This is a genomic window from Thioclava sp. F36-7 (genome assembly GCF_002020075.1).
GTDB lineage: Bacteria > Pseudomonadota > Alphaproteobacteria > Rhodobacterales > Rhodobacteraceae > Thioclava > Thioclava sediminum.
The window spans coordinates 192,907-217,726 of the sequence record NZ_MPZR01000006.1 but is presented as its reverse complement, the minus strand read 5'-3'; the positions used below and the strand labels follow the sequence as shown (position 1 = coordinate 217,726).

General features: G+C 65.5%; 26 protein-coding genes. 21 read left to right on the top strand and 5 right to left on the bottom strand.

What is annotated here, in order from left to right; translation table 11 throughout:
- Positions 1-132: 132 nt before the first annotated feature.
- Positions 133-2,361 (bottom strand): DNA topoisomerase IV subunit A, encoded by a 2,229-nt coding sequence (gene parC, locus BMI89_RS13005; RefSeq protein WP_078571242.1) that lies wholly within the window; start codon positions 2,359-2,361, stop codon positions 133-135.
- A 170-nt stretch (positions 2,362-2,531) separates the two neighbouring features.
- Between parC and BMI89_RS13000 the strand changes: the two genes are divergently transcribed.
- From BMI89_RS13000 to BMI89_RS12985, 4 genes are all read left to right on the top strand, one after another.
- The gene (locus tag BMI89_RS13000) at positions 2,532-3,059 is read left to right on the top strand and encodes an SH3 domain-containing protein (protein ID WP_078571241.1); all 528 of its coding nucleotides are present in this window, start codon (positions 2,532-2,534) and stop codon (positions 3,057-3,059) included.
- 121 nt (positions 3,060-3,180) lie between these two features.
- Entirely contained in the window at positions 3,181-4,020 is an 840-nt protein-coding gene (locus tag BMI89_RS12995; RefSeq protein ID WP_078542598.1) for an SDR family NAD(P)-dependent oxidoreductase, read from the top strand.
- Between the two features lie 61 nt (positions 4,021-4,081).
- Positions 4,082-4,285, top strand: coding sequence for a twin transmembrane helix small protein (locus BMI89_RS12990; protein WP_078521361.1), 204 nt, complete (start codon positions 4,082-4,084; stop codon positions 4,283-4,285).
- Positions 4,285-4,857 (top strand): cob(I)yrinic acid a,c-diamide adenosyltransferase, encoded by a 573-nt coding sequence (locus tag BMI89_RS12985; protein ID WP_078571240.1) that lies wholly within the window; start codon positions 4,285-4,287, stop codon positions 4,855-4,857. The genes BMI89_RS12990 and BMI89_RS12985 overlap by 1 nt, the downstream gene beginning before the upstream one ends.
- A gap of 67 nt (positions 4,858-4,924) precedes the next feature.
- On the opposite strand, the gene BMI89_RS12980 is transcribed toward BMI89_RS12985, so the two are convergent.
- Positions 4,925-7,114, bottom strand: coding sequence for a primosomal protein N' (locus BMI89_RS12980; protein WP_078571329.1), 2,190 nt, complete (start codon positions 7,112-7,114; stop codon positions 4,925-4,927).
- A 137-nt stretch (positions 7,115-7,251) separates the two neighbouring features.
- Between BMI89_RS12980 and fsa the strand changes: the two genes are divergently transcribed.
- From fsa to BMI89_RS12955, 5 genes are all read left to right on the top strand, one after another.
- Positions 7,252-7,902 (top strand): fructose-6-phosphate aldolase, encoded by a 651-nt coding sequence (gene fsa / locus BMI89_RS12975; protein ID WP_078542596.1) that lies wholly within the window; start codon positions 7,252-7,254, stop codon positions 7,900-7,902.
- A gap of 142 nt (positions 7,903-8,044) precedes the next feature.
- On the top strand, positions 8,045-8,749 hold the full coding sequence (locus tag BMI89_RS12970) for a DUF484 family protein (protein ID WP_078571239.1): 705 nt from the start codon (positions 8,045-8,047) through the stop codon (positions 8,747-8,749).
- Positions 8,749-9,669 (top strand): tyrosine recombinase XerC, encoded by a 921-nt coding sequence (locus BMI89_RS12965; RefSeq protein WP_078571238.1) that lies wholly within the window; start codon positions 8,749-8,751, stop codon positions 9,667-9,669. Before BMI89_RS12970 ends, BMI89_RS12965 begins: the two co-directional genes overlap by 1 nt.
- 42 nt (positions 9,670-9,711) lie before the next feature.
- The gene (locus BMI89_RS12960; protein ID WP_108722379.1) at positions 9,712-10,404 is read left to right on the top strand and encodes a CDP-alcohol phosphatidyltransferase family protein; all 693 of its coding nucleotides are present in this window, start codon (positions 9,712-9,714) and stop codon (positions 10,402-10,404) included.
- 59 nt (positions 10,405-10,463) lie between these two features.
- On the top strand, positions 10,464-10,946 hold the full coding sequence (locus tag BMI89_RS12955) for a hypothetical protein (RefSeq protein WP_078571236.1): 483 nt from the start codon (positions 10,464-10,466) through the stop codon (positions 10,944-10,946).
- Between the two features lie 4 nt (positions 10,947-10,950).
- Here BMI89_RS12955 and BMI89_RS12950 read toward each other — a convergent pair whose 3' ends face one another.
- Positions 10,951-11,787 carry a DMT family transporter gene (locus BMI89_RS12950; RefSeq protein WP_078571327.1) on the bottom strand — a complete coding sequence of 279 codons (837 nt, stop codon included), beginning with the start codon at positions 11,785-11,787 and terminating at the stop codon, positions 10,951-10,953.
- Between the two features lie 142 nt (positions 11,788-11,929).
- Here BMI89_RS12950 and truA point away from each other — a divergent pair, with 142 nt between their 5' ends.
- Positions 11,930-12,697: a tRNA pseudouridine(38-40) synthase TruA gene (truA, locus tag BMI89_RS12945; RefSeq protein WP_078571235.1), complete on the top strand. Its 768-nt coding sequence runs from the start codon at positions 11,930-11,932 to the stop codon at positions 12,695-12,697.
- On the opposite strand, the gene BMI89_RS12940 is transcribed toward truA, so the two are convergent.
- A complete protein-coding gene (locus BMI89_RS12940) occupies positions 12,659-14,770 on the bottom strand; it encodes a polysaccharide biosynthesis protein (RefSeq protein ID WP_078571234.1) in 2,112 nt (703 codons plus the stop codon). The two genes, truA and BMI89_RS12940, sit on opposite strands and share 39 nt — an antisense overlap.
- The gene (locus BMI89_RS12935) at positions 14,767-15,384 is read right to left on the bottom strand and encodes a sugar transferase (protein ID WP_078571233.1); all 618 of its coding nucleotides are present in this window, start codon (positions 15,382-15,384) and stop codon (positions 14,767-14,769) included. Before BMI89_RS12935 ends, BMI89_RS12940 begins: the two co-directional genes overlap by 4 nt.
- 192 nt (positions 15,385-15,576) lie before the next feature.
- Between BMI89_RS12935 and BMI89_RS12930 the strand changes: the two genes are divergently transcribed.
- From BMI89_RS12930 to BMI89_RS12880, 11 genes are all read left to right on the top strand, one after another.
- Positions 15,577-16,443 carry a branched-chain amino acid aminotransferase gene (locus tag BMI89_RS12930; RefSeq protein WP_078571232.1) on the top strand — a complete coding sequence of 289 codons (867 nt, stop codon included), beginning with the start codon at positions 15,577-15,579 and terminating at the stop codon, positions 16,441-16,443.
- A gap of 74 nt (positions 16,444-16,517) precedes the next feature.
- Positions 16,518-16,973: a universal stress protein gene (locus BMI89_RS12925; RefSeq protein WP_078521378.1), complete on the top strand. Its 456-nt coding sequence runs from the start codon at positions 16,518-16,520 to the stop codon at positions 16,971-16,973.
- A gap of 3 nt (positions 16,974-16,976) precedes the next feature.
- Positions 16,977-17,435: a DUF2267 domain-containing protein gene (locus BMI89_RS12920; RefSeq protein WP_078571231.1), complete on the top strand. Its 459-nt coding sequence runs from the start codon at positions 16,977-16,979 to the stop codon at positions 17,433-17,435.
- A 70-nt stretch (positions 17,436-17,505) separates the two neighbouring features.
- Complete coding sequence (locus tag BMI89_RS12915) at positions 17,506-18,066, top strand: NifU family protein (RefSeq protein WP_078571230.1); 561 nt, start codon at positions 17,506-17,508, stop codon at positions 18,064-18,066.
- Positions 18,059-18,709, top strand: a complete 651-nt coding sequence (gene tsaB / locus BMI89_RS12910) for a tRNA (adenosine(37)-N6)-threonylcarbamoyltransferase complex dimerization subunit type 1 TsaB (protein WP_078571229.1) — start codon at positions 18,059-18,061, stop codon at positions 18,707-18,709. The genes BMI89_RS12915 and tsaB overlap by 8 nt, the downstream gene beginning before the upstream one ends.
- A complete protein-coding gene (locus BMI89_RS12905) occupies positions 18,709-19,134 on the top strand; it encodes a GNAT family N-acetyltransferase (RefSeq protein ID WP_078571228.1) in 426 nt (141 codons plus the stop codon). The genes tsaB and BMI89_RS12905 overlap by 1 nt, the downstream gene beginning before the upstream one ends.
- Before the next feature lie 152 nt (positions 19,135-19,286).
- Positions 19,287-20,276: a BMP family ABC transporter substrate-binding protein gene (locus tag BMI89_RS12900; RefSeq protein WP_078521388.1), complete on the top strand. Its 990-nt coding sequence runs from the start codon at positions 19,287-19,289 to the stop codon at positions 20,274-20,276.
- Positions 20,276-21,958: an ABC transporter ATP-binding protein gene (locus BMI89_RS12895; RefSeq protein ID WP_078571227.1), complete on the top strand. Its 1,683-nt coding sequence runs from the start codon at positions 20,276-20,278 to the stop codon at positions 21,956-21,958. Before BMI89_RS12900 ends, BMI89_RS12895 begins: the two co-directional genes overlap by 1 nt.
- Positions 21,958-23,055, top strand: a complete 1,098-nt coding sequence (locus BMI89_RS12890) for an ABC transporter permease (protein ID WP_078571226.1) — start codon at positions 21,958-21,960, stop codon at positions 23,053-23,055. Before BMI89_RS12895 ends, BMI89_RS12890 begins: the two co-directional genes overlap by 1 nt.
- A 1-nt stretch (position 23,056) precedes the next feature.
- Complete coding sequence (locus tag BMI89_RS12885) at positions 23,057-24,022, top strand: ABC transporter permease (protein ID WP_078571225.1); 966 nt, start codon at positions 23,057-23,059, stop codon at positions 24,020-24,022.
- Positions 24,006-24,806 carry a purine-nucleoside phosphorylase gene (locus BMI89_RS12880; protein ID WP_078571224.1) on the top strand — a complete coding sequence of 267 codons (801 nt, stop codon included), beginning with the start codon at positions 24,006-24,008 and terminating at the stop codon, positions 24,804-24,806. Before BMI89_RS12885 ends, BMI89_RS12880 begins: the two co-directional genes overlap by 17 nt.
- Positions 24,807-24,820: the final 14 nt, after the last annotated feature.

The following is a 24,820-nucleotide window of genomic DNA, read 5'->3' as shown; positions in this document are numbered from 1 at the left end:
CGGACGCGCGCAAACACGCGCCCTTCGCCTTGGCGAAAATATCCCGGGGGTGAATTGCCCGACAGGGCAAGAGGGGGCAGCGCCCCCTGCCGGATCGCCCGGGCCTGCCCGGACGATCCCTCAGGCAAAGCCTCAGGTGAACCTGTTATCCCGCGGGAAGCCGCGCGGCGCCATGCGGCCCGCCGAGGCCCGCTTGCCGGTCCACTCGGCCAGATCAGTCTCGGTCCGGGTGCGGCCAGCCGGGTCCTTCCAGCTCAGCCCATCGGCCAAGGTGAAGGTCTTCGCATCGCTCAACCCGCCATCCTTGTATTTCTGCAACCGGACGCCCTTACCGCGCGCCATCTCGGGCAATTCTTCCAGCGCGAAGACCAGCAGCTTTCGGTTCTGCCCGACGCAGGCGACCGTATCGCCGTCGATCTTCGAACAGACGGTGGTTTTCGCCGCGCCCTTCATGTTCAGAACCTGCTTGCCTGATTTGGTCTGCGCCACGAGCTCCTCGCCCGGACAGATGAAGCCGTCGCCATCCGAGGAGGCCAGCAGATATTTCTCGCCCGCCTTCGGCAGCAGCAGATGGGTCACCTCCGCCTCGTTGGGCAGATCGACCATCAGCCGCAGCGGCTCGCCCATGCCGCGCCCGCCGGGCAGATTCGCCCCGAGCACGGTATAGGCACGTCCGTTGGAGCCCATCGCGACGATCCGGTCCGTGGTCTCGGCATGCATGGCGAACATCGGCCCGTCGCCATCCTTGAACTTCACCTCGGCATCGAGCGCGTTGTGACCCTTCATCGCGCGGATCCAACCCATCTTCGACAGGATCACGGTGATCGGCTCGCGCTCGATCATTGCCTCGATCGGCACTTCCTCGACTTCGCCTGCCTCGGCGAAGCCGGTGCGCCGTGCGCCGCCCTCGGCATTGCGGCCGAATTTCTTGTCGATGTCTTTCAGCTCACCGCCGATCGTCTTCCATTGCAGCTTTTCGGAGGCGAGCAGGTCTTCGAGCCCCGAGCGCTCTTCGATCAGCGCATCACGCTCGCGCTTGAGCTCCATTTCCTCGAGCTTGCGCAGACTGCGCAGGCGCATGTTGAGGATCGCTTCGGCCTGCACGTCGGACAGCTCGAACTCGGCCATCAGCATCGCCTTGGGCTCGTCCTCGTAGCGGATGATCTCAATCACCCGGTCGAGGTTCAGGAAGGCGATGATATAGCCTTCGAGCACTTCGAGACGCGCGTCGATCTTGTCCATCCGGTGCTGCGAGCGGCGCAGCAGCACCTCGCGCCGGTGATCGAGGAAGGCACGCAGCACCTCCTTGAGCGAGCAGACCTTCGGCACCCGCCCGTCGATCAGCACGTTCATGTTGAGCGAGAACCGGACCTCCAGATCGGAGTTCTTGAACAGCATCCCCATGAGCATCTCGGGCTCGACGGTGCGCGATTTCGGCTCCAGCACGATGCGGATATCGTCGGCGCTCTCGTCGCGCACATCGGCCAGCGCGGGCACTTTGCGGGTCTGGATGACCTCGGCCAGACGCTCGATCAGCTTCGATTTCTGCACCTGATAGGGGATCTCGGTGACGACGATCTGCCATTGACCGCGACCCAGTTCCTCTTTCTCCCAACGCGCCCGCAGGCGGAACGCGCCGCGGCCCGTGCGATAGGCGTCGCGGACATTCTCGGGCGGTTCTACCAGCACGCCGCCGGTCGGGAAATCGGGGCCGGGGATATGCTCGACCAGCTCGTCATCGGTGATGTCAGGACGCTTGATCATCTCCAAAAGCGCCTCGACCAGCTCGCCGAGATTGTGCGGCGGGATATTCGTGGCCATGCCGACCGCGATGCCGCTTGCGCCATTGGCCAGCAGGTTCGGGAAGGCGGCGGGCAGCACGACCGGCTCGGTCAGCGTGCCGTCGTAGTTCGGGCGGTAATCGACTGCGTCTTCGGCCAGACCTTGCAAAAGCGACTCGGAGGGGGAGGCCAGACGCGCCTCAGTGTAACGCGAGGCTGCCGGGTTATCGCCGTCGATATTGCCGAAATTGCCCTGCCCGTCGACGAGCTTGTAGCGCATCGCGAAATCCTGCGCGAGACGCGCCATCGCATCGTAGATCGCGGCATCGCCATGGGGGTGGTAGTTCCCCATCACGTCGCCCGAGATTTTCGCGGATTTCCGGAAGCCGCCGGTCGGCGACAGCTTCAGCTCGCGCATCGCGAACAGGATACGCCGATGCACCGGCTTCAACCCGTCACGCGCATCGGGCAGCGCCCGGTGCATAATCGTCGAGAGCGCATAGGTCAGATAGCGCTCGCCGATCGCGCGGCTCAGCGGTTCGGAACTGGTGGAGAGGGGATTTTCTTCGTCACTGCTCATGCCGATTTACTAAAGCCGCACCCGATCCCGGTCCAGCGGGAAAAGCAGGAATAAGAATTTCCACGGAACTTTTCCCCCGTCGGCGGAATTTCACCGACGTAGAGCAGAGAGAATCGTGTTAACATTTTTGACGATTCCAGAGCTGCCAATTCGGAATCAGGGGGTTGAACATGGGTAAGTTGTTGTTGACCACTTTGGCGGGTATTTACGCCGTTATGGCCATCGCCGGACGCGACGTTCCCGGGGACATCGCACAAGCCTCGGCGGCTACGTCGAATGACACTGCGCAGGTGACACGCGCCGCGAGCGACAATCAAGAGCTTTCGGCCAGCGAAGCACCTCAAATTATTGCGAAGGCTGCCGCCGCATCGCAAGCCAACACGCCGAAAATCGAGAAAGCCTCGTTGATCACCCGCGTTACGCCGAACGCGCGGATGCCGGGCCCCGAGCTCAAACCGTCGCCGGAATATCGCGACACCTCGGCGCCGAAAGTCGAGGGCGGCACGCTTTGGAGCGTGTCTGCCAATGCGCTCAACGTGCGCTCCGGCCCGTCCACCAGCGACAGCGTGATCGACCGCGTCCGCAAGAACGACGAAGTGCTCGTCGTGGCCGAAATCGGCGGCTGGGCGAATGTGAAGATCGAGGGCGACGGCACCGAAGGCTGGGTCTCCAAGAAGTACTTGCGCCCGGCAAATTGACCTAAACCGGCCTGCCAGCCGCTAAAATCTTGCCTTTTCAAATGGCTCGAAATACCCCCGTCGGAGGCAAATCTCCGGCGGGTTTTTCTTTGCGTCGCCGGATCAGAGGGAAGACGCGCGCATGGCCAAGACGATCCTGATCACCGGATGCTCCTCGGGCATCGGCTACGACGCGGCCCACGGGCTGAAAGCCGCGGGCTGGAAAGTCTTCGCCACCTGCCGCCGTGAAGAGGATTGCGAGCGCCTGCGCTCCGAAGGGCTGATCTCCTTCCAACTGGACGTGGCCGATCCCGAAAGCATCGAGGCTGGCTTCAACGAGGCACTTGCGCGTGGGCACGGCCGGCTCGACGCGCTCTACAACAACGCCGCCTTCGCCTGCCCCGGCGCTGCCGAGGACATTCCGCCCGGCGCGCTGCGCGAGATCTTCGAGACCAACCTGTTCGGCCTGCACGACCTGACGACCCGCGCGATCAAGGTGATGCGCGCGCAGGGCGACAATGGCGAGGGGCGCATCCTGCAATGCTCCTCGGTGCTGGGCTTCGTCGGGCTGAAATGGCGCGCGGCCTATGCCTCGACGAAATTCGCCCTCGAGGGGCTGACCGATGTGATGCGGCTCGAAATGGCCGATACGGATATCAAGATCGTGCTGATCCAGCCCGGCCCGATTACCTCGAAAATCCGCGTCAACTCGATCCCGCCTTTCGAGAAATGGGTGGATTGGGAGAACTCCGCCCGCCGCGCGCAATACGAGGGCAGCCTGCTCAAGCGCCTCTACCAAAGCCGCGGCAAGCCCGACACGTTCGAACTGCCCCCTTCCGAGGTGACCAAGGCGATCCTCAAGGCGCTGGAGGCCCCGAACCCGAAGCCGCGCTACAAGATCACCACGCCGACCAAGGCAATCAGCGTCGTGCGCCGCTTCCTGCCCGACCGGATGCTCGACTGGGTGCTGGACAAGGGCTGAAAATCCTTTCGCATTTTCGTGATCTCCAGCTATGTCTTGAGCCCAGAGGGAGAGAGACTACATGCGCAACGACCCGTTATTTTATGTCGTCGCTCTGGCGAGTTTGGCGGTTCTGGTGATCTTGATGATCGGCATCGCGGGCTTCGGACGCGGGGGCGATTTCAACAAGAAACATGCCAACAAGCTGATGCGGTTGCGCATTGCCGCCCAGGCGGTCGCAATCGCGCTGATCCTGTTGTTCGTTTATCTCAGAAGGGGTGGCTGATGGTCGTTCTCAATCGCATCTACACGCGCACCGGCGATGCCGGGGAAACCGCGCTCTCGAACGGGGTGCGTGTCGCCAAACATTCCGCGCGCGTGACCGCCTATGGCACCGTGGACGAGCTGAACGCGACCGTGGGCATTGCGCGCCTGCATGCGGATGAGGCGCTGCAAAAGCAGCTCTCCGTGATCCAGAACGACCTCTTCGATCTGGGTGCCGATCTGGCGCGGCCCGATATGGAGCATGACGACGAGGCGGGCTACCCCGTCCTGCGCATGGTCGAGTCTCAGGTGACCCGGCTCGAGACCGAGATCGACGCGATGAACAAGAAGTTGGAGCCGCTGCGCAGCTTCATCCTGCCGGGCGGCACGCCGCTTGCCGCGCACCTGCACATGTCGCGCACCGTGGCACGCCGCGCCGAGCGCGAGGCCGTGTCGCTGGCCGCAATCGAAGGCGTGAACGAATGGGCGGTGAAATACCTCAACCGCCTGTCCGACTGGTTCTTCGTCGCTGCCCGGATCGCGAATGACGACGGCAAGGACGATGTGCTCTGGGTTCCCGGAGCGAACCGCTGACGAAGTCAGTGGCGGGGCTTCCGGTGGAAGCACCGGCGAAGGGAAGGGGAAGCCGCTAAGCGCCTCCCTATAGGAAGCTCTGCGGATCGATATCGACCGCGAGCCGCGCATTGGTCGGCAGCTTCAGCCCCTTGAGCCAAGCCTTGAGCGCGCCCTGTAGCGGCGCGCTTTTCTCTGCCTTCACCAAGAGCCGCACCCGATGCCGCCCGCGCACCCGTGCGATCGGCGCAGGCGCGGGCCCGAAGACCTGCGCCCCGATCCGGCGAAGCGCGGCATCGTTGCGCGCGAGGTGGTTGCCCACCTCAAACAGCGGCTGCAAATCCGGCCCCGACAGGATGATCCCAGCCATCCGCCCGTAAGGCGGCACGCCCTGCGCCTGCCGAGCAGCGGCCTCCTGCGCCCAGAACGCCTCCTCGTCGCCGCCCAGAATCGCGCGGATCACCGGGTGTTCGGGCTGGTAGGTCTGCAACAGCGCCGCGCCCTTCTCCTCGGCGCGGCCCGCCCGGCCCGCCACCTGCCGCATCAGCTGGAACGTCTTCTCCGCCGCGCGCAGATCCGAGCCCTGCAAACCAAGATCGGCGTCGATCACCCCCACCAGCGTCAGCCGCGGGAAGTTATGCCCTTTCGCCACGATCTGCGTCCCGATGATGATATCCGCCTCGCCCTGTGCAATCTCGGCAATCTTCTCCTTCAGCGCGCGGGCCGAGCCGAACAGGTCCGAGGACAGCACCGCCAGACGCGCCTCGGGGAAGCGCTCCGCGACCTCCTCGGCCAGCCGCTCCACCCCCGGCCCGACCGGGGCGAGCTTTCCCTCCACCTCGCAGCTCGGACATTTCACCGGGATCGGCTTGGTCTCGCCGCATTGGTGGCAGACGAGCCGCTTGAGGAAACGGTGCTCCACCATCCGCGCGTCACAATGATCGCAGCCGATCTGATGCCCGCAGGCGCGGCAGATCGTGACCGGCGCATAGCCGCGACGGTTGAGAAACAGCATCGCCTGCTGCCCTTCGGCCACCCGCGCGAGAACCTCTTTCACCAGCGTCGGCCCGATCCAATGCGCGCTCTCGATCGCTTCGTCGCGCATGTCGATCGTGCCCATCTCGGGCAATTCCGCCGTGCCGAACCGCGCGCCCAGATCGAGCCGCTGATATTTCCCGGCCTCTGCATTCGCCCATGTCTCGAGGCTTGGCGTCGCCGAGGCCAGCACCACCTGCGCCGAACAGCCCGAGGCGCGCAGCACCGCCATGTCGCGGGCGTTATAGAGAACGCCCTCCTCCTGCTTGTAGGAGCTGTCATGCTCCTCATCGACCACGATCAGCCCCAGATCGCGAAACGGTAGGAACAGCGCCGAGCGCGCGCCGACGACAAGCTGCACCTCGCCCGCCCCGCAGGCCTTCCACAGCCTGCGCCGCTCGCTTTGCGTGACCCCGGAATGCCACTCGCCGGGGCGCGCGCCGAACCGCGCCTCGACCCGCGAGAGGAACTCGGAACTCAGCGCGATCTCGGGCAGCAGAACCAGCGCTTGCCGCCCCTTGCGCAGACATTCCGCGACCGCCTCCAGATAGACCTCCGTCTTGCCCGAGCCGGTCACGCCTTTAAGCAGCGTCGTCGAATAAGCCCCGGAGCCCGCGCGCAAAGCCTCCGCCGCAGCAGTCTGCGCCTCCGACAGCGCCTTGCCGGGCCGCGCCGGATCGAGCCGCGGGAACGGCTGATCGCGCGGCACCTCCGCCTCGATCAGCGCGCCGGTCTTCACCAACCCCTTCACGACCTGCGTCGTGACCCCGGCCAGATGCGCCAACTCGCTCAGGTAGAAACCCGCACCGCCATGCTCTTCCAGCACCTCGAGCACCCGCGCCCGCGCATCTGTCATCCGCGATGGCTCCCGGTCGCCCAGCCGGTAAATCGTTCGCATCCCCGGCGGGTCGCCCAAGCCCGGCGCCCGCGTCGCAAGCCGCAGCACCTGCGGCAGCGGCGTCATCGTGTACTCCGCCATCCGCTCCAAAAACACCCGCAGCTCGTCGCGCATCGGCGGCACGTCGAAGACCCGGTTCACCGCACGCAGCTTGGCGGCATCGAAACCGCCTTCGCCCGGCCCCCAGACCACGCCGAGCACCTTGCGCGGCCCCAGCGGCACCTCGACGAAAGCCCCGTTGTAGCAGCCACCCTCCGGCGCGCGATAATCGAGCGGGCGCCCGATCGGCTCCGCCGTCAGCACCGCGACGCGCGCGCCCTCTTCGAACCAACCGGGTTCAGACATCACCATGCCTTCCAACTGCGCTAAATATCCCGGGGAGCGGCGAAGCCGCGGGGCGGAGCCCCCGTCCTGCTGCGACCTCTTTCGCCGTCGCCACTTTTGCGCTAACACGCTCGCGACTGCTGCCAAGGAGAGCTGCCATGAAATTCTTCGTCGATACCGCCGACACCGCCGCGATCAAGGAACTCAACGATCTGGGCATGGTCGATGGCGTGACCACCAACCCGTCGCTGATCCTGAAATCGGGCCGCGACATTCTCGAAGTCACCAAAGAAATCTGCGACATGGTCCACGGGCCGGTCTCGGCCGAAGTCGTGGCCACCGAAGCCAAGGACATGATCGAAGAAGGTATGAAGCTCGCCAAGATCGCCCCCAATATCGCGATCAAGGTTCCGCTGACCTGGGACGGCCTGACCGCTTGCAAGGCTTTCGCATCCGAAGGCCACATGGTCAATGTCACGCTGTGCTTCTCGACCGCGCAGGCGATCCTCGCCGCGAAGGCGGGCGCGACCTTCATCTCGCCCTTCATCGGCCGTCTCGACGACATCAACCTCGACGGGATGAACCTGATCGAGGACATCCGCACGGTCTATGACAACTACGACTTCACGACCCAGATCCTCGCCGCGTCGATCCGCTCGGTGAACCACATCAGCGACGCTGCGCGCATCGGCGCCGACGTGATCACCGCACCGCCGGCGGTTATCAAGTCGATGGTCAACCACCCGCTGACCGACAAGGGTCTGGCCCAATTCCTCAAGGACTGGGAAGCGACCGGCCAGAAGATCTGATCTTCTCGCGTGAGTCCGATACAACAAAGGCCCGCCTCTCCGGCGGGCCTTTTTCGTCGCACGAGCTGTTTTTTGGACTGCGTCGCGGGGCGCATCGTGTATGCTTGGAAAAAATGATGCATCGACCAGCGACGAGACAGGCATGACCGAACCGGCCCTCGTGGAGCAACTCCGCGACAAGATCATTTCCGACCCTGACGTGATTCTCGAGGACCGCGACCTGATGCGGGCGCTGATCGCTGCGAACGAGGCCGCGATGGGCGGCAATATCGTCGACCTGCGCGGCGCGGCCATGTCCCGGCTCGAGGCGCGGCTCGACCGGCTCGAAGATACCCATCGCTCGGTCATCGCGGCGGCCTATGAGAACCTCGCGGGCACGAACCAGATTCACCGCGCGGTGCTCCGGATGCTCGACCCGCATGACTTCCAGTCTTTCCTGTCGAATCTCGCGACCGAAGTGGCCGAGATCCTGCGCGTCGACGCGGTGCGCCTCGTGCTGGAAAGCCACCAGAACGAGAACGACCCGGCTCTGCGCCAGCTGGGCGAGGTTCTCTGCGTGGCCGAACCCGGCTTCATCACCGAATACATGCGCGGCGGGCGTGGCGGGCAGCCGCGACAGGTCGTGCTGCGCCAGACCGTGCCGGGCTCCGAGGCGATCTTCGGCGAAGCGGCGAACTGGGTGCGCTCCGAGGCGCTGATGCAGCTCGATCTGGGCGACGGCCGCCTGCCCGGCATGCTGGTCATGGCCGCCGAGGATCCGCATCAGTTCAAACCTTCCCAAGGCACCGACCTTCTGGCCTTCTTCGCGGGCGTATTCGAACGCACGATGCGCCGCTGGCTGGATTGATGGCGGAGCCGTCCGCAGGGCTGCAAGACGCGCTCGCCGAATGGCTGAGCCATTTGCGCGGGCTGCGCGACGCTTCCGACCACACGATCACCGCCTACCGGCATGACGTGGCGAGCTTCCTTGGCTTTCTGCAAACCCATCACGGCGAGAGTCTGGGCACCGCCCGGATCGCACAGCTGGGCCCCTCCGATATGCGGGCGTGGATGGCGCATGAACGCGGCCGCGAGGTCTCGTCGCGCTCGCTCGCCCGCGCGCTCTCCTCGGTGAAAAGCTTCATCCGCTGGCTCGCCGATCGCGACGGGTTCGATGCGAGCCATATCCTCTCGACCCGCAGCCCGAAATATCAGCGCAAACTCCCGCGCCCGCTGAACGAGGACGCCGCGGCCGGGATGATCGAACAGGTGGACACGCAGGCGATGGAGCCGTGGATCGCCGCGCGCGACGCCGCGGTGCTGACGCTGCTCTACGGCTGCGGCCTGCGAATCTCCGAAGCGCTCGCCCTGCGCGCCGAGGCCCACCCCCTGCCCGAGGTGCTGCGCATCCGCGGCAAGGGCGACAAGGAGCGGCTCGTGCCGGTCGTGCCCGCCGCCCGCGATGCCGTCGCGGAGTACATTCGCCTGTGCCCCTACCCCACCGAGCCGGATGCGCCCTTGTTCTACGGCGCACGCGGAAAGCCGCTCAATCCGCGCATGATTTCCAAGGCGATGGAGCGGGCGCGCATGTCGCTGGGCCTGCCCTCCACCGCGACACCGCACGCGATGCGCCACAGCTTCGCGACCCATCTGCTGGCCGCCGGCGGCGACCTGCGCGCCATTCAGGAACTGCTGGGCCATGCGAGCCTCGGAACGACTCAAATCTACACCGCCGTCGATGCAGCGCGGCTGATGGAAATCTACGACAAGAGCCATCCGCGCGCCTGAAGTTCGCTTGCCCCTGCGTCGCAAATCCGGCATCACGGACAGATGGATATCCGCATCAAAGCCCTGTTCGTTCACCTCCTCACCGCCACCGGCGCCGTGCTGTCGATGCTCGCGCTTCTCGCGGCCGCAGAGGGCGAATGGGCGCTGATGTTCCTCTGGCTCGTCACCGCGTTCTTCGTCGACGGGATCGATGGCCCGCTCGCGCGGCGCTACGATGTGAAGGCGAATTTCCCTCTCTATGACGGCGTCCTGATGGACCTGATCATCGACTATCTGACCTATGTCTTCATCCCCGCCTTCGCGCTGTTCCAGTCGAGCCTGCTGCCGGGATGGACGGGCTGGCTCGCGATCATCGCGATCACCTATGGCAGCGTCGTCTATTTCTCCGACACCCGGATGAAGACGAAGGACAACTCGTTCCAGGGCTTCCCGGGCGCGTGGAACATGCTGGTACTGGTGCTGTTCGCGCTCAAGCCCGGCTATTGGACGATCCTGCTCGTCGTCGTGGCGCTCGCCATCGCGATGTTCCTGCCGCTCAAGTTCATTCACCCGGTACGCACGAAGCGCTGGCGCGTGGTTTCCTTGCCGATGGCGCTTTTGTGGACCTTCTTCGCGGGCTGGGCCGCATGGGTCGATTTCGACCCGGCAAGCTGGGCGCATTGGGGGCTGGTCGTCACATCCATCTACCTGCTGCTCGTCGGCATCGTGCAACAACTCGTGCCCGAGCGAAGCTGACTCGAACTGCGGCCCCGGCGCGGCGCCCCATGCCGCACGGGCCGCGAAACGGAGGTCGCATGCGCCGCAGTCTCGCACTTCTGGCTCTCGTGTTTTCCGCGCAAGCAGCCATGGCCGCGCCGGATTATCTCGACGACCGCTCGACCCCGTCCGCGCTGATCCGCTCGCTCTATAACGCGATCTCGCTGCATCACTACGCCCGCGCCTGGAGCTATTTCGCCGATCCCGAAAAGAACGGCGATTATGCGGATTTCGCGAAAGGCTATGCAGACACCGCCGAGGCTTCGGTCACGATCGGCCCGGTCATGGCGGAAGGCGCCGCAGGTTCAATCTATACCACGCTCGGGGTGACGGTGAGCGCCCGGACGCGGGACGGCAAGACCGAGAGCTTCGGCGGCTGCTACGTGACCCGCCAGATCCAGCCCGCGATTCAGGAGCCGCCCTTCACGCCGCTGCAAATCGTGACCGGACACCTGATCGCGCGCCCGGCGGACGACGCCATGCCTGCCAGCTGCGACGACCAAGGTCAGCCGCGATTCTAATCGCTCAGACCCGCGTCAGCACCACGCCCGAGACGATCAACAACGCCGCCAGCGCCTTCGTCATCCGCATCTTCTCGCCGAAGACGAGCCAGCCAATCAGCACCGCGAACAGGATCGAGGTCTCGCGCAGGGTCGCGACCAGCGCGATCGGCGCGCGGGTCATCGCCCAGATAGAGATCGCATAAGCCGCATAGGAGGCCGCTGCCCCAAGCGTCGCGATCCCCCATTCGCGCGGCGCGGCGCGCAGCATCGCGGTCCCGCGCAGCCCGACCATGCCCGTCGCGAAAAACAGCCCGCCCAGCACCATGATCCATCCAACATAGCCCACGGGCTCGCCCGAGATGCGTGCGCCCATCCCGTCGACCAGCGTATAGCTCGCGGTCGCCAGCGCCGAGCCCAGCGCATAGGGCAGCAGGCGGCGGCTTTCGCCATCGGTGAACACGCCGCGCGCCATCAGGGCGATCCCGAGCCCCAGAACCGCGATCCCTGCATATTCGAGCCCGCTGATCGCATCGATCGCCAGCGCGGCGGAGACGATCGCCACCATCATCGGCGCGGTTCCGCGCGCGATCGGATAGACCCGGCTCAGATCGCCCTGCTCATAGGCATGGGCGAGGAAGAACTTGTAGCCGAAATGGATCACCCCCGCGGCGAGGATCCAGCCCAGCGCGGCGCTGTCCGGCAAGGGGCGCGACAAAGCGACGACAAGCCCGATCGCGGCCTCGGCGATCGACAGCATCACCATCGCGCGGATTTTCGAGCCACCTAGGCGGATCAGCGCATTCCACAGGGCATGCAGGAAGGCCGCGCCCAGCACCGCCGCCATGATCGTCAAACTCATATCCGCGCCCTTCTCTGCCCGACCGGCCATCGGTAGCTCCGGGCCATGACGAGGGCAAGCCACCCCGAGCAGGGGCCCGCAATCGCGGCGCGGAACCGGGAGGGGATTGCGAAACGGGGCGCGCTCGGGCTATGGGCGATCCATGCCGAGATACGCGTTCAAAATCGAATATGACGGGGGCCCTTTTTCCGGGTGGCAGCGTCAAGCCGACCAGCCTTCGGTGCAGGGCGCGGTCGAGGCGGCTTTGGCGAAGCTCGAACCCGGCCCCCACACGATTGCGGCGGCCGGTCGCACCGATGCGGGCGTTCATGCCACCGGGCAGGTTGCGCATGCCGATTTGGCGAAGGACTGGGACCCCTTCCGGCTGTCGGAAGCGCTGAATTATCACCTGCGCCCCGCGCCGGTCGCGATCCTCGCCTGTGCCCGCGTCGAGGAAGAGTTCCACTCTCGGTTTTCGGCACAGGAGCGGCGCTACCTGTTCCGGCTCGTGCAACGCCGCGCGCCGGTGACGCATGATCGCGGGCTGGTCTGGCAGGTGCTTAACCCGCTCGATATCGAGGCGATGCGGCAAGGCGCGGCGCATCTGATCGGGCATCATGACTTCACCACGTTCCGCTCGACCATGTGCCAGTCGAACTCGCCGGTCAAAACGCTCGACGAGATCCGTATCGAGGCGCTCGACATCCCGCATGGGCGCGAGGTTCGGTTTCACCTGCGCGCGCGCAGCTTCCTGCACAATCAGGTCCGCTCGATCGTCGGCACGCTGGAGCGCGTCGGCGCCGGGTCCTGGCCGCCCGAGCGCGTGGGCGAAGCGCTCGCCGCGCGCGACCGCGCCGCTTGCGGGCCGGTCTGCCCGCCGCAGGGGCTCTATCTAAGCGCGGTCGGCTATCCCCATGATCCCTTCGCCTGACGCGACCCGCGCGTCGGGCGGGACGGGAAGAAACTGCATTCGTGTTGGCACGGTGACGCCGCGCGTTTCAGCAGGAACGAACGCCGCGTCCTCATTCACGGCGCTTGCCACTTCGCTTCCGGGCGTTCCGTTTTGCCGGCGCCAGCCCTTCGCGGTGACATCGATTTCCCGCGCGTCCGCGCTTTGTAGACGCGACGCTTCGTCCAAAACGAGCGGCGCTAGGGCATCGCCCTCAATTCGCCTCAGCGTCGATATGAGTTCCTCAAGCCGCTCTCGGCAACGCTGCGCCACAGCCACATCTAGATCACGCAGAAGCAGGGCGGTCCCGCCCTCCGAGAGGTGGACCTCGGGGGCATGCCTGATCTTCGGATGTGCGGTCGCGCAGCTATGCGCGCCGGTCACGGGGGCCTCGTGCAACTTCTCCCCCCTCCGCAAACCGATCCGCAACAGCTCGATCTCGCCGTCGGGGCAGTCGGGCCCGCGCAGCTGTAACCCGCGCGCCTCGACCATCTGCCGGGCGAGATCGCCGATCCGGATCGGTGCCCCCATATCGAGCGCATAGACCCGCCCCGAGACCTCCCAGCGTCCGGCTATCAGCACGAGCCGCGCCGCCTCGGCAATGGTCATGAAATAGCGTGTGGCGTCAGGATCGGTGAGCGTGATCGGGCCGCCTTGCGCGATTTGCCGTTCGAAAATCGGCACGACCGATCCGGACGAGCCGATCACATTGCCGAAGCGCACGATCGAGAAAACCGTCGCGCCCGCGCGGGTCGAAAGATCCTGCACCACCAGCTCGGCCATTCGTTTCGACGCGCCCATGGCCGAGCGTGGCGCGATCGCCTTATCGCTGGAAATCAGCACGAACCGCGCAACTTTCGCGGCCCGCGCCCCCTGCGCGAGGCAGACCGTGGCAGTGACGTTATTCGCGAATCCGGAAAGCGGGTTTTCTTCCACCAGCGCGACGTGCTTGTAGGCGGCGGCGTGGAACACAGCGTCGATCGCCTCGCGTGCGAAGATCTCCCGCACCAGCGCCGCGTCCCCCGCGGAGCCGAGCCGGGTGACGAGGTCGACACCCGCGCGGGCGGCAAGCGGCGTCAGGTCGGACAGGAGGGCGAACAGCGCGGGCTCCGAGAGTTCGAGCAGGACGAGTTTCGCCGGGCCACAGGCGAGAATCTGACGACAAAGCTCTGCCCCGATGGAGCCGCCCGCCCCCGAGATGAGCACGGATTTTCCGCGGTAGAACTCCGCCTCGGGCGGGTCGCCCCCGGTGATCTCACAGCGGCCCAGCCAGCGCTCGGGGCGCACCGGTTCGAGCCGCGCGGCAAGATCCGCGCCGCCGACCAGCAGGGCGAAATCCGGCAGCGCCTCGCAGCGCAATCCAAGGCGCGAGAGGTCACGCGCCAACGCGGCCTTACGCTGCTCGGGCAGGCGCGGATCGGCGAGGACGACGCGATCGACATTGAACTTGCGGATCAGCGCGTTACGCGCTGCGGGACCCAGAACCGGCACCCCGTCCAACGTCGCGCCGCGCAAAACCGGGCTGTCGTCGAGATAGGCGCAGGTCAAAAACCCGGATCGGTCGCGCAACGCCCGTGCCAGCGCGATCCCCTCCGGCGTCGCGCCGTAGATCGCGATGCGCGAGACGACGTTCAAGCGTCGATAGAGCCATCCCGTCAGCGCCAGAAGCGCCCGGCGCTGGACCACGATGCCCGATAGAAATGCGCAACCAAAGAAGAGCGCAGTGTCGCCGCCCCGCCATCCGAGGCCGGCCCAGAGGGCCAGTGCAAGGAGGCAGGAGAGGACGACCGCCTTTCCCGCCCCCAGCATGGCGAAGTCCTTCAGGGGGACCCGCGCCAAGCCGGAGCCAAGGCTCGCCACTGCGGCGAGACCGCTCCCGGTCAGGACCAGGAGCCATGCATTCCCCCCACGGCTCAAGGCAGGCGTGAGTTGCAACACCAGCGCAAGGCACGCCATCGCGAGCAGCGCATCGAGCGTTGCGATGACAGCCGCCTTGCGCGGGCGCGACAGCGCGATCAGGCGCGTCGCGATCTTGTCGATAAGCGCTCCCCTCACGCGATCCCTCCGCGCAGGGTTTGCCAGATCAGCGCAAGATCGAGCCGCCACGAGGCCTGCCTTTGGTATAGCAGATCGAGCCGGGCTTTCTCGGGGACGCAAGCCTGATCGTAGATCCGCCGCGCCTCCTCCGCCGTCCGACATCGCGCCAGCAGACGCGCCTCTTTTTGTGCAAACTGCACGCTCGCGAGACCGGTGATCCCCGGCGGGCTTGCGAGCACCTGCGCATAGAGCTGCGGGAAACGCGCTACCACCTCGCGCAGCGGAGGGCGCGGTCCGACGAAGCTCATATCGCCGCGCAGGACGTTCCAGATTTGCGGCAGCTCATCGGCGTGGCAGCGGCGCAGAACCCGCCCGAGCGGGGTGATCCGTGCACGCTTATGCCCGGCGGTGATGCCGTGATCGCCCGCCTCCGCCTCCATCGTGCGGAACTTCCACATCCGGAAGCTGCGCGTGGGACTGTGCATCCGTTCGCCGCCGTAGAACCACGGTCGCCCCTGCACCAGTGCAACCGCCAACCAAACAAGCACGATCAGCGGCAAGACCACGGGCAGCGCCAGCACCGCCAGCGTCAGATCGAAGAGACGTTTACGCCTGCGCCGGGCCGGGGTCATGCCAAATCTCCAGTTACGGGTAGCCACAAGGGGCGAAACTTCCGCAAGCCTAGGCAGGTCGCAGTTGCGATGCGGTTAACGCAGCCCCGCTCCCATGACCGGACCTCACGACACCTGACACCGATACAATCGGTCGTATGGACTTCGCGGGGCGCGAGTGGTTGGATCGCGCCCGATACGAAGGAGGCACCGATGGCATTCGGCAAAAACATCCGCACTTGGTTCGAAGGCGCATGGCACGAGGGCGATATCGCCGTCATGCGCGCCGCCGATCACGGGCTTTGGCAAGGCAGCTCAGTCTTTGACGGGGCGCGGCTTTTCGACGGGGTCGTCCCCGATCTCGACGCGCATTGCGCGCGCACCAACCGCTCCGCCGAGGCGCTGATGATCACGCCGACTCTCGCCGCCGAGGAGATTGTCGAGATTGCGCGCGAGGGCCTGCGGAAATACGACAAGGGTGCCGCCGTTTACGTGCGCCCGATGTACTGGGCGATTGCGGGTTCCGATCTGGGCGTGGCGCCGAAGCCCGGCGAAACCGGATTCGCGCTCTGCCTCGAAGAGGTGGCGATGCCCGACCCGGGCAAGTCGACGACGCTGACCACCACGCAATTCCGTCGCCCCGTTCTGGCCGATAACGTCACCGATGCGAAGGCGGGCTGCCTTTATCCGAACAACGCGCGGATGCTGGTCGAGGCGCAGCGCAAGGGCTTCGGCAACGCGCTCGTGCAGGACGCGATGGGCAATGTCGCAGAAAGCGCGACCGCGAATGTCTGGATGGTGAAGGATGGCGAGTATTTCACGCCCATGCCGAACGGCACCTTCCTCGCGGGGCTCACGCGCAAGCGGATCATGGGCCTGCTGCGCGAGGGTGGCGAGACGGTGCATGAAGCGGTGCTGACGCTCGACGATTTCCGCAATGCCGACGAGGTTTTCCTGACCGGCAACTTCGCCAAGGTCACCCCGGTCGCGGGCTTCGACGATGTCAGCTACACGCCCGGCAAGGGCACGCAGCGGGCGCGCGAGGCCTATATGGACTGGGCGCAAGGGTCGCCGCTTTGAGCCTCGACACCCCCGCGGTTGCCAAAGACCTCGCGCCGGGCGATGATCCGCAGACACCCCGTCCCGGAGGAGCCATGCGCAAGTTTCTGGTTGTGCTCGACGATACCCGCGAATGCCTCAACGCGATGCGTTTCGCGGCGATGCGCGCGAACCATACCGGCGGCGGCGTGATCATCCTCTCGGTGATCCCGCCCGACGAATACCAGCACTGGATCGGCGTGGCCGAGATCATGCGCGAAGAAGCCCGCGAGCGGATCGAGGCACATTTCGAGGTCTTCGCGAAATGGATGCGCGACCGTCAGGGCGTGGAGCCGGAACTGGTGATCCGCGAGGGCGAGCCCGTGCCCGAGATCATCGCCGTAATGGACGAACATCCCGAGATCGGCGTGCTGGTCCTCGGCGCAGGCTCCGGCAAGGGCGGCGCGGGGCCGCTGGTCAGCCAGATGGTCAAACAGGCGGGAACGCTGCCCTGCCCGCTGACCATCGTGCCGGGCGAAATGTCGAAGGAAAAGCTCGAACAGATCACCTGACCGATGCCGATGCCCTGGACCTATCGCCATGCGCAGAAGGAGTTCTCGTCCTTCCTCGCCGATGCGCGCGATCGGATGGGTCTCGACTCCGACAACATGACCTACACGGCGATCGAGGGCGTCTTCGTCGCCTTCCGTGCGCGGCTGCGCCCTGTCGAGGCCATCGCCTTCGCCGATTGCCTGCCTGCCGTGTTGCGCGCGATCTTCCTGTATCACTGGGATGTGATGGCGACGCCGCGCCCGTTCGGCAGCCGGACCGAGATGACCCGCGAAGCGCAGGCGTTGCGCCCGCATCACAATCTGACCCCCGACAACGCTATAGAGGCCACGGCCTTTGCCCTCTGGCGCCATGTCAATCATCGTGACTTCGAGGCCGCTCTCGCGCGGATCAGACCGGAAGCGGAAGCGTTCTGGCGCCCGGAGGTCACCGATCCCGCCCAGATCGCGCCGCGCATCATCTAGCGCATAGCCGCGATTACTTGATTATTTCTGTCGGAAGGCGCATATGAGCGGCAAGCCAAGGAGGCACGCGATGTTTATTCAGACCGAGACGACCCCGAACCCCGCGACGCTGAAATTCCTGCCCGGCCAGACCGTGCTGGAGACCGGCACCGCTGATTTCCCCTCCGCCGAAGCGGCGGCCAAATCGCCGCTGGCCAAGCGCGTTTTCGCAGTGCCCGGCGTGACCGGCGTGTTCTTCGGCTCGGACTTCGTGACCGTGACGAAAGATGACGCGACTAGCTGGGATCACGCGAAACCGGCGATCCTCGGCGCGATCATGGAGCATTTCCAGTCCGGCGCCCCGGTGATCGAAGGCGAAGCCGCGCCCTCGGGCCATGCCGAGCATGACGGCGAGGACGGCGCGATCGTCTCGCAGATCAAGGAGTTGCTCGACACCCGCGTGCGCCCGGCCGTGGCGCAGGACGGTGGCGACATCACCTTCCACGGGTTCGAGCGTGGTGTGGTCTACCTGCACATGCAGGGCGCTTGCGCCGGTTGCCCCTCGTCGACGCTGACGCTCAAGATGGGGATCGAGAACCTGCTCAGGCACTACATCCCCGAGGTTTCAGAGGTGCGTCCGGTCAATGCCTGATCTGACGCTAGGCTTCGACACATCGGCCGCGCATTGCGCGGCCGCTTTGCTGTCGGGTGATGACTGCCTCGTCGCGCGTCACGAAGAGATGGGACGCGGGCAGGCCGAACGGCTGATGCCGCTTCTGGAAGAGGTGCTCGCCGAGGCGGGCGTCGGCTGGCGCGACCTGACGCGGATCGGCGTCGGGATCGGACCGGGGAATTTCACCGGCGTCCGCATCGCCGTCTCTGCCGCGCGCGGGCTGTCGCTGAGCCTGAGAGCCCCGGCGCTCGGCGTCTCGATCACCGACGCGGCGCAATTCGGCAGCGAAGGTCCGGTGCTGGCCGCCGTGGCCGCCCCGCGCGAGCGCGTCTATCTCGAGGGCTTCCGTACCGCACAGGCCATCCCGCTCGATCTGCATGAACTCGACGCGCTGCCCGAAGGTCTGGCAGAACCCGGTCTGACCTGCATCGGCTCCGCCGCCGAAGAGGTCGCCCAGCGGATCGGCGCTGCTGCCGCACCCGCGGCTTTCGCCCCCACCGAAGCCATCGCACGGATCGCGGCCTCTCGCGAATTCATCCCCGGAGAACGCCCCGCGCCACTCTACCTGCGCGCGGCTGACGCCGCTCCTCCCTCCGATCCGCCGCCAAGGATCCTCGACTGATGCGCGCCGAAGCCCTCGCCGAGCTGCATGCCGCCTGCTTCACCACACCACGCCCGTGGAACGAGGCTGAATTCCGGGATCTGATGCGCGGCCCCGGCACCTTTCTGTTGAACGAAAACCGAGGCTTCCTGCTGGGACGCGTCATCGCGGGCGAAGCCGAGCTTCTGACCCTCGCGGTCGACCCGAAAGGCCGCCGCAACGGCACCGGCCGGGCGCTGGTCGAGCGCTTCGCACAGGAAGCCGAGGCGCTGGGGGCCGAAAGCGCCTTCCTCGAAGTCTCCGCCGAGAACGACGCCGCGCGCGCGCTTTATGCCGCGACCGGCTGGAAGGGATCGGGGCGCCGGAAAGGCTATTACCGTAGCCCGGAAGGCGATCGCATCGACGCGCTGGTTCTCACTTTGCCACTCGCTAGAGCGACAAGCTGACCGTTCAATCAAATTTGTCTTGCGACCCCGCGTCATCCACAACTTGACGCTTGACCCCTTTGGCAAGCTCTGCCCAAATCGCCGGGTCCGCGCGCTGAACCGAGCGCGCCAACAGGCTTATCCAACAGGGCCATAACGTTCGGGAGTAATCCATGACCTATTTCACCAAGTTCCTCGGCGCCGCGACCGCGCTCGCGCTCAGCGCCGGGGCCGCGCTGGCCGATCCCGCGATCATTTACGATCTGGGCGGCAAATACGACAAGAGCTTCAACGAAGCCGCTTTCAACGGCGCGAAGCGTTGGGCCGAAGAGACCGGCGGCTCCTACAAGGAACTGGAAATGCAGTCGGAAGCTCAGCGTGAGCAGGCCCTGCGCAAACTGGCCGAGTCGGGCGCCAACCCGATCGTGATGACCGGCTTCGCCTTCGGCGACACGCTCAACACCGTCGCTCCCGACTACCCCGACACCAAATTCGCGATCGTCGACATGGTCGTCGACCAGCCCAACGTCGAGTCGATCGTCTTCAAGGAAGAGCAAGGCTCCTACCTCGTCGGCATGATGGCCGCGATGGCGTCGAAAACCGGCACCGTCGGCTTTGTCGGCGGCATGGACATCCCGCTGATCCGCAAATTCGCCTGCGGTTACGTTCAGGGCGTGAAGGCCGTGAACCCGGACGCGAAAGTCATCCAGAACATGACCGGCACCACCCCGGCGGCGTGGAACGACCCGGTGAAGGGCGGCGAGATCGCCAAGGCCCAGATCAGCCAGGGCGCGGACGTGATCTACGCAGCCGCCGGCGGCACCGGCATCGGCGTTCTGCAGGCAGCCGCGGATGGCGACGTCCTGTCGATCGGCGTGGACAGCAACCAGAACTACCTGCACCCGGGCAAGGTCCTGACCTCGATGCTCAAGCGTGTCGACAACGCCGTCTATGACGCGTTCTCGGCGGGCCCCGATCTGAAGCCGGGCATCAAGGTGATGGGTCTGGCCCAGAACGGCGTCGGCGTCGCGATGGACGACAACAACAAGTCGCTCGTCACGCCCGAGATGGAAAAAGCCGTTGAGCAGGCGAAAGCCGACATCGCGTCGGGCAAGATCGAAGTGCATGACTACATGTCGGACGACAGCTGCCCGGTCGAGTGATGAGCACAACAGAGTCGAACAACGCGGGGCGGCAGGCAACTGCCGCCCTTGCCACTGAAAACGCCAGCGATGCGGCCGAAGCGGCCCACGCTGCCGCCACGCCCACGGGCGCGCCCGCGATCGAGCTAAAAGGCATCTCGAAAGCCTTCGGCACGGTGCAGGCCAACAAGGACATTTCGATCCGGGTCATGCCCGGTACGATCCACGGCATCATCGGCGAGAACGGCGCGGGGAAATCCACGCTGATGTCGATCCTGTACGGCTTCTACAAGGCGGATGCGGGCGAGATCTGGATCAAGGGCAAGCACACCCATATCCCCGACAGCCAGGCCGCGATCAGCGCCGGCATCGGCATGGTCTTCCAGCATTTCAAGCTGGTGCAGAATTTCACCGTGCTCGAGAACATCATCCTTGGGGCCGAGGATGGCGCGCTGCTGCGCCCTTCGCTCTCCAAGGCCCGCAAGGAACTCAAGCGCCTCGCCGAGGAATACGAGCTCAACGTCGATCCCGACGAGAAGATCGAAGAGCTCTCCGTCGGCCACCAGCAGCGCGTGGAAATCCTCAAGGCACTGTATCGTCAGGCGGATATTCTGATCCTCGACGAGCCGACCGGCGTGCTGACGCCCGCCGAGGCCGATCACCTCTTCCGCATCCTCGATTTCCTCCGCAAGGAAGGAAAGACGATCATCCTCATCACCCACAAGCTGCGTGAGATCATGGAGATCACCGACACGGTCAGCGTGATGCGCCGCGGCGAGATGACGGCGACGGTGAAAACCGCCGAGACCTCGCCCGAGCAACTGGCCGAGCTGATGGTCGGCCGCAAGGTTCTGCTCAACGTCGACAAGACAGCAGCCCAACCCGGCAAGACCGTGCTGGAGGTCGAGAACCTCCGCGTGAAGGACGAAGACGGGATCGAACGCCTCAAGGGCATCAATCTCGAAATCCGCGCGGGCGAGATCCTCGGCATTGCGGGCGTGGCGGGCAACGGCCAGTCCGAACTGCTGGAGATCCTCGGCGGTTTCGCCAAGGGCACCGGCAACATCCGCATCAACGGCGAAGAGATCGACCTCACCGGCAAGCATAGCGACGGCCAGTCCCGCCGGCGCCGGGGCATCTCGCACGTCCCCGAGGACCGCCATAGCCTCGGCCTGATCCTCGATTTCGCCGCGTGGGAGAATATGGTCTTCGGCTATCACACCGATCCGGCCTATCAGAAGAACCGCTTCGTCATGGACAATGCGGGGATCGTGGCTCACACGGCCGAGGCGATGGAACGCTTCGACGTGCGTCCGCCGATCCCGACCCTGCCCGCGAAGAGCTTCTCGGGCGGCAACCAGCAAAAGATCGTGCTGGCCCGGGAGATCGAACGCAACCCGGCGCTGCTGCTGGTGGGCCAACCCACCCGCGGCGTCGATATCGGCGCAATCGAATTCATCCACAAACGCATCATCGAACTACGCGACCAAGGCGCCGCGATACTGCTGGTCTCGGTCGAGCTTGACGAGATCCGGGCGCTCTCGGACCGGGTCGCGGTCATGTTCGACGGGCAGATCATGGGCATCGGCCCCGTCGAGACCGCCACGCAGACCGGCATGGGCTGCCTGATGGCGGGCATGGGCGGCGAGGACGTGCGCGGCATGGACGGCTGGACGATCGCCGCGCCCGAGGAGAGCCAATAATGGAAAAGACACCGAAATGGGTCGATGTGGCCCTGATCCCGCTCCTCAACCTGCTGATCGCCTTCGTGATCTCGGGGATCGTGGTGCTGCTGATCGGCGAAGACCCGATCAAGGCGATCAAGGTCATGGTCTCGGGCGCGCTCGGCTCGCCCTATGGCTGGGGCTACACGCTGTACTACGCGACGAACTTCATCTTCACCGGCCTCGCGGTCGCCGTCGCCTATCATGCCAGCCAGTTCAACATCGGCGGCGAGGGTCAGGCCACACTCGGCGGGCTTGGCGTGGCGCTGGTGCTGCTGGCCTTCCCGTGGCCGCATTGGACCATCGCGCTGATCGCGGCGATGGCGGGAGGCGCGATCTTCGGCGCAGCCTGGGCGGCGATCCCGGCCTATCTGCAGGCCAAGCGCGGCAGCCACATCGTGATCACCACGATCATGTTCAACTTCATCGGCGCGGCGGTGCTGAACTACATGCTGGTCAACGTGCTGCGTCCGCGCGGCTCGATGGACCCGGCCACCGCGCGCTTCGAACCTGCGACGCATCTGCCGACCTTCCATGACTTCCCGCTGATCGGTCAGTTCTTCTCGAAATCGGTCCCGGCAAACGTGTCCTTCTTCGTGGCGATCCTCGCCTGCTACCTCGTCTGGGTGCTGATCTGGCGCACCAAGCTGGGCTTCGAGATCCGCGCCTTCGGGCGGTCGGAGACGGGCGCGCGCTATGCGGGCATCTCTCCGGTGAAGATCGTCATGGCGGCGATGCTGATCTCGGGCGGCCTCGCCGGTCTGATGGCAATCAACAACGTGATGGGCGAGGCGCATCGCCTCGTGCTCAACTCGGTCGAGGGCGCGGGCTTCATCGGGATCGCGGTCGCACTGATGGGCCGCAACCACCCGTTCGGCGTGTTCCTCGCCGCGCTTCTCTTCGGCTTCCTCTACCAGGGCGGCGGCGAGCTGGCGCTGGAGACCACGATCCCGCGCGAACTGATCACCGTGATCCAGGCGCTCGTGATCCTGTTCACCGGGGCCTTCGACAACATGCTGCGCGCACCGATCGAGAGCTTCTTCGTCGCGCGCGCCAACGCCCGGAAGGAGGCCTGAGATGGATTTCGGAACGATCATCGAAATTCTCGATAGCGCCGTTCGCCTCGGCACGCCGCTGCTGCTCGCCTGCCTCGCAGGTCTGTTCTCGGAGCGCGCGGGCATCTTCGACATCGGCCTCGAGGGCAAAATGCTGATGGCCGCCTTCTTTTCCGGCGCGGTCGCGGCGGTGACGGGCAATGCGTGGCTTGGGCTGCTGGCGGGTGTCGGAGGCTCGATGAGCCTCGCCTTCGTGCACGGCCTCGCCTCGATCACCTTCCGCGGCAATCAGCTGATTTCCGGCGTCGCGGTAAACTTCCTTGCCTCGGGCTTTACCGTTCTGATCGCGCAAAGCTGGTTCCATCAGGGCGGCCGCACACCGCAACTCTCGGGCAACGGGCGCTTCGATCCGATCACCTTGCCCGGCGCCGACGCTGTGCAGGATGTGCCTTTTCTCGGTCCGATCTACTCGAACCTGATCTCGGGGCACTCGATCCTCGTCTATGTCGCCTTCGCGATGGTGCCGATCACCTGGTGGGTGCTGTTCCGCACCCGCTTCGGCCTGCGCCTGCGTGCCGTGGGCGAGAACCCAGAATCCGTCGACACCGCAGGTATCTCGGTGATCCGGATGCGCTACACCGCAGTCGCCATCACCGGCGTTCTGGCGGGTCTGGGCGGCGTCTATCTGGCAACCGGTCTGGCGGCTGGCTTCGTGAAGGAAATGACCGCCGGGCGCGGCTATATCGCCCTCGCGGCTCTGATTTTTGCGAAATGGCGGCCGGTTCCGGCTCTCGGCGCGACGATGCTGTTCGGCCTGCTGGAAGCGATCTCGAACCGCTATCCGAATATCGATCTGGGCGTCATCACCCTGCCGATCCAGTTCATGCAGGCCGTGCCCTACATCCTCACCGTGATCATTCTCGCGGGCTTCATCGGCAAGGCGATCCCGCCGCGTGCAGGGGGGCAGCCCTATGTCAAAGAGCGCTGAACTCGCGCAACTGATCCGCGAACGCGCGGGCGACGAGGCCCCGCGCCTCGGTATGATCCTCGGCTCCGGCCTCGGCCATCTGGCCGAGGAGGTCGAGGGCGTAGCGATCCCTTATTCGGAGCTTCCGGGCTTTCCCCATGCGGGTGTCTCGGGCCACAATCCGAAGCTGGTGATTGGCACGCTCGAAGGCGTTCGCGTCGCCGTGTTCGGCGGTCGGGTTCACTATTATGAACACGGCAACCCCGCCGAGATGCGCCTGCCGCTGGAGATCCTCAAGGAGCTCGGCTGCGAGAGCCTGCTGCTGACCAATGCGGCCGGTAGCCTGCGCGAGGACATCCAGCCCGGCGGGCTCATGATGCTCAACGATCACATCAACTTCTCGGGCAACAATCCCCTGATCGGCGAGCCCTCGGATGCGCGTTTCGTGCCGCTGACCGAGGCGCATGATCCGGAAATCCGCGCCGGGCTCAAAGCCGCAGCCCAGGCCGAAGGGATCGAACTGCCCGAAGGCGTCTATTGCTGGTTCTCCGGCCCGACCTTCGAGACCCCCGCCGAAATCCGCGCCGCCAAGGTCTTCGGCGCCGACGCGGTGGGCATGTCCACGGTCCCGGAAGTGATCCTTGCGCGGTTCCTCGGCCTTCGCGTGGCAGCCGTCTCCGTCATCACCAATATGGGGGCGGGCATGGCGCAGGAAAATATCAGCCACGAGCAGACCAAGGCGATCGCGCCGATGGGCGCGGCCAAGCTCGAACAGGTTTTGCGACGATATCTGCAACAGTTGTAACCCTGCGGCACGGC

Coding starts and splice junctions, on each gene's coding strand:
- parC (WP_078571242.1), bottom strand. CDS start 2,361: ATGAGCAGTGACGAAGAAAATCCCCTCTCCACCAGTTCCGAACCGCTG.
- tsaB (WP_078571229.1), top strand. CDS start 18,059: ATGCCTGATCTGACGCTAGGCTTCGACACATCGGCCGCGCATTGCGCG.
- BMI89_RS12950 (WP_078571327.1), bottom strand. CDS start 11,787: ATGAGTTTGACGATCATGGCGGCGGTGCTGGGCGCGGCCTTCCTGCAT.
- BMI89_RS12985 (WP_078571240.1), top strand. CDS start 4,285: ATGGTCGTTCTCAATCGCATCTACACGCGCACCGGCGATGCCGGGGAA.
- fsa (WP_078542596.1), top strand. CDS start 7,252: ATGAAATTCTTCGTCGATACCGCCGACACCGCCGCGATCAAGGAACTC.
- BMI89_RS12915 (WP_078571230.1), top strand. CDS start 17,506: ATGTTTATTCAGACCGAGACGACCCCGAACCCCGCGACGCTGAAATTC.
- BMI89_RS12885 (WP_078571225.1), top strand. CDS start 23,057: ATGGATTTCGGAACGATCATCGAAATTCTCGATAGCGCCGTTCGCCTC.
- BMI89_RS12965 (WP_078571238.1), top strand. CDS start 8,749: ATGGCGGAGCCGTCCGCAGGGCTGCAAGACGCGCTCGCCGAATGGCTG.
- BMI89_RS12925 (WP_078521378.1), top strand. CDS start 16,518: ATGCGCAAGTTTCTGGTTGTGCTCGACGATACCCGCGAATGCCTCAAC.
- BMI89_RS12960 (WP_108722379.1), top strand. CDS start 9,712: ATGGATATCCGCATCAAAGCCCTGTTCGTTCACCTCCTCACCGCCACC.
- BMI89_RS12930 (WP_078571232.1), top strand. CDS start 15,577: ATGGCATTCGGCAAAAACATCCGCACTTGGTTCGAAGGCGCATGGCAC.
- BMI89_RS12905 (WP_078571228.1), top strand. CDS start 18,709: ATGCGCGCCGAAGCCCTCGCCGAGCTGCATGCCGCCTGCTTCACCACA.
- truA (WP_078571235.1), top strand. CDS start 11,930: ATGCCGAGATACGCGTTCAAAATCGAATATGACGGGGGCCCTTTTTCC.
- BMI89_RS12970 (WP_078571239.1), top strand. CDS start 8,045: ATGACCGAACCGGCCCTCGTGGAGCAACTCCGCGACAAGATCATTTCC.
- BMI89_RS12990 (WP_078521361.1), top strand. CDS start 4,082: ATGCGCAACGACCCGTTATTTTATGTCGTCGCTCTGGCGAGTTTGGCG.
- BMI89_RS12880 (WP_078571224.1), top strand. CDS start 24,006: ATGTCAAAGAGCGCTGAACTCGCGCAACTGATCCGCGAACGCGCGGGC.
- BMI89_RS12920 (WP_078571231.1), top strand. CDS start 16,977: ATGCCGATGCCCTGGACCTATCGCCATGCGCAGAAGGAGTTCTCGTCC.
- BMI89_RS12890 (WP_078571226.1), top strand. CDS start 21,958: ATGGAAAAGACACCGAAATGGGTCGATGTGGCCCTGATCCCGCTCCTC.
- BMI89_RS12995 (WP_078542598.1), top strand. CDS start 3,181: ATGGCCAAGACGATCCTGATCACCGGATGCTCCTCGGGCATCGGCTAC.
- BMI89_RS12900 (WP_078521388.1), top strand. CDS start 19,287: ATGACCTATTTCACCAAGTTCCTCGGCGCCGCGACCGCGCTCGCGCTC.
- BMI89_RS12935 (WP_078571233.1), bottom strand. CDS start 15,384: ATGACCCCGGCCCGGCGCAGGCGTAAACGTCTCTTCGATCTGACGCTG.
- BMI89_RS13000 (WP_078571241.1), top strand. CDS start 2,532: ATGGGTAAGTTGTTGTTGACCACTTTGGCGGGTATTTACGCCGTTATG.
- BMI89_RS12895 (WP_078571227.1), top strand. CDS start 20,276: ATGAGCACAACAGAGTCGAACAACGCGGGGCGGCAGGCAACTGCCGCC.
- BMI89_RS12980 (WP_078571329.1), bottom strand. CDS start 7,114: ATGTCTGAACCCGGTTGGTTCGAAGAGGGCGCGCGCGTCGCGGTGCTG.
- BMI89_RS12955 (WP_078571236.1), top strand. CDS start 10,464: ATGCGCCGCAGTCTCGCACTTCTGGCTCTCGTGTTTTCCGCGCAAGCA.